At 73.1% G+C, this 3,307-nt stretch carries 1 protein-coding gene; it reads left to right on the top strand.

All coding sequences use genetic code 11. From position 1 onward, the window contains the following. Nucleotides 1-3,307 (top strand): amino acid adenylation domain-containing protein (locus ACFQ87_RS45195; RefSeq protein ID WP_380616875.1); only part of this gene is annotated, 3,307 nt, incomplete at both ends.

Genomic DNA, 3,307 nt, shown 5'->3' with positions numbered 1-3,307 from the left:
CACCAGCGGTGACCCGTCCTTCGCCGAGTTGCTGGTCCGGGTCCGGGAGGGCGCGCTCGGCGCGTACGCGCACCAGGACCTGCCGTTCGACCACGTGGTGGAGGCCCTCAACCCGTCCCGGTCGCTCTCCAGGCAGCCGCTGTTCCAGGTGCTGCTCGCGCTGCAGAACGTACCCCGCACCGAGTTCGAGCTGAGCGGTCTGGCCGCTGAGATCGTCCTGGTCCGGACGCCGACGGCGATGTTCGACCTCGGCTTCCACCTGCTGGAGCGTGGTGGCACCGGCGGGCCGGCGGAGGGCATCATCGGGCGGGTCGAGTACAGCACCGATCTGTTCGACCGCGCGACGGTGGAGGCACTGGTCGCCCGGTGGCTGCGGCTGTTGGCGGCGGTGGTCGCTGAGCCGGATCGGCCGCTGAGCGGGATCGACGTGCTCACCGTCGAGGAGCGGCACGAGCTGTTGGTCGTGCGCAACGGCACCGCGTGTCCGGTGGTCGATGCCGGTCTGTCGGCGTTGTTCGAGGCGCGGGTCCGGGCGATGCCGGAGGCCGAGGCGGTGGTGTTCGAGGACACGGTGCTGACGTATCGCGAGCTGAACCGCCGGGCGAACCGGCTGGCGCACGCGCTGATCGCGCGGGGGGTGGGGCCGGAGCAGGTCGTCGCCCTGCGGCTGCCGCGCTCGGCCGAGCTGGTGGTCGCCGTCCTGGCGGTGCTCAAGGCGGGTGCGGCGTACCTGCCGGTCGACCCGGACTATCCGGCCGCCCGCATCGCCTTCATGGTGGAGGACGCGCGGCCGGCCGTGGTGCTCGACGACCTCGCGGCCGTCACGCCGGTTGGTGAGTGGCCGGAGACCGATCCGGCGGTCGTCGTGGACGCGCGGCATCCGGCGTACGTGATCTACACCTCGGGCTCCACGGGTCGGCCGAAGGCCGTGGTGATGCCCGCTGCCGGGCTGCTGAACCTGCTGGCGTGGCACCACGGGGCGGTCGGGGGTGAACCGGGCACGCGTACCGCGCAGTTCACGGCGATCAGCTTCGACGTCTCGGTGCAGGAGGTGCTCTCCGCGCTGCTGTACGGCAAGACGCTGGTGGTGCCGACCGAGGAGCAGCGTCGCAGTGCGGAGCTGTTCGCGCGGTGGTTGGAGCGGTACGGGGTCGGTGAGCTGTTCGCGCCGAACCTGGTGGTCGAGGCGCTGGCGGAGGCCGTCGAGGAGGCCGGGTTGGAGCTGCCGGACCTGCGGTTGGTCGCGCAGGCCGGTGAGGCGATGCGTCTGGGCGGTGCGGTGCGCCGGTTCCAGGCGTGCCGGCCGGGCCGGGTGCTGCACAACCACTACGGTCCGGCTGAGACGCATGTGATCACCGCGTACCCGCTGCCGGCCGATGCGGCGCACTGCCCGGTGCCGGTGCCGATCGGCCGTCCGATCGCCAACTGCCGGGTGTATGTGCTGGATTCGTTCCTGCGGCCGGTCGCCCCCGGGGTGCTGGGGGAGCTGTACCTCGCCGGGGCGGGGCTGGCCCGCGGTTACCTGAACCGGCCGGGGCTGACGGCCGGGCGCTTCGTCGCCGACCCGTTCGGTCCGGCCGGATCGCGGATGTACCGCACCGGTGACCTGGTGCGCTGGCGGGCCGACGGCGAGCTGGAGTTCGCCGGGCGGGTGGACCACCAGGTGAAGGTCCGCGGGTTCCGGATCGAACCGGGCGAGATCGAGGCCGAGCTGACCGCGCACCCGGGCCTCGCCCGGGTCGCGGTGCTCGCCCGCGAGGACAAGCCGGGCGAGACCCGGATCGTCGCGTACGTGGTGCCCTCGGCGCACAGCCCGGCCACCGCCGCCGCGCTCGCTTCGTACCTGCGCGACCGGCTGCCCGACTACCTCGTCCCGTCGGCGTTCGTCCTGCTGGACACGCTGCCGCTGACGCCCAACGGCAAGCTGGACCGCGCCGCGCTGCCCGCGCCCGAGCCGACGGGAGCCACCGGAGCCCGGGCCCCACGCACCCCGCAGGAGCAGATCCTGTGCGAGCTGTTCGCCGAAGTACTCGGCCTCGCCCGGGCCGGGGTCGACGACGACTTCTTCGACCTCGGCGGGCACTCGCTGCTCGCCACCCGGCTGGTCTCACGGGTCCGGGCGACCCTCGGGGTCGAACTGGAGCTGCGCAGCCTGTTCCGCACCCCGACGCCCGCCGGTCTCGCGGCCGGGCTGCACGACGCGGGCACGGCACGCCAGGCCCTGGTACCCCAGCTCCGCCGCGAGCCGATGCCGCTGTCGTTCGCCCAGCGCCGACTCTGGTTCCTCCAGCAGTTCGGCGCACCGAGCGCCACCTACCACATGCCGTTGGCGCTGCGGCTGACCGGTGACCTCGACCGGGAGGCCCTCGGTGCCGCGCTCGCGGACGTGACGGCCCGACACGAGACCCTGCGCACGGTCTTCCCGCACACCGCCGGAGTCCCGTACCAGCGGGTGCTGGACACCACCGAGGTCGCCGTCCCGCTGACCGTGCGCGCGGCCAGCGCGGCGGAGTTGCCCGCCCTGCTGCGCGAGGCGGCGGTGCGCGGCTTCGACCTGACCTCGGAAGTACCGCTGCGGGCGGAGCTGTTCGCGGTCGCGCCGGACGAGCACGTGCTGCTGCTGGTCATGCACCACATCGTCGGAGACGGCTGGTCCATGGGCCCGCTGGCCCGTGACCTGGCCACCGCCTACAGCGCCCGGCAGGGTGGCGGGGCGCCGGCATGGCCGCCGCTGCCGGTGACGTACGGCGACTACACCCTGTGGCAGCACGAGATCCTGGGCGACGAGCACGACGCCGACAGCGTCTTCGCCCGCCAGGTCGCCTACTGGACCGAGGCGCTGGCCGGGCTGCCCGAGCAGCTGCAGCTGCCTGCCGACCGGCTGCGCCCGCCCACCATGTCGTACGGCGGCGACCTGCTGGAACTCCGGATCGACGCCGAACTGCACGCCTCCCTGGTGCAGTTGGCGCGACGCTCGGGTGCGACCCTGTTCATGGTGCTGCAGGCCGCGCTCGCCGCGCTGTACACGCGACTCGGCGCGGGGACGGACATCGCGATCGGCAGTCCGATCGCGGGCCGTACCGACGAGGCGCTGGACGACCTGGTCGGGTTCTTCATCAACACCCTGGTGCTGCGCACGGACACGAGCGGTGACCCGAGCTTCACCGAACTGCTCGGCCGGGTGCGGGAGACCTCGCTGGCGGCCTACGCGCACCAGGACGTGCCGTTCGAGCACCTGGTGGAGGCGCTGAACCCGTCCCGCTCGCTGTCCCACCACCCGCTGTTCCAGACCGGGCTGGTCGTGCAG

This window comes from Kitasatospora sp. NPDC056531, from assembly GCF_042794375.1.
In the GTDB taxonomy this organism is placed as follows: Bacteria; Actinomycetota; Actinomycetes; order Streptomycetales; family Streptomycetaceae; genus Kitasatospora.
The sequence above is the reverse complement of the archived record's forward strand: the minus strand, read 5'-3'. Positions and strand labels throughout refer to the sequence as shown.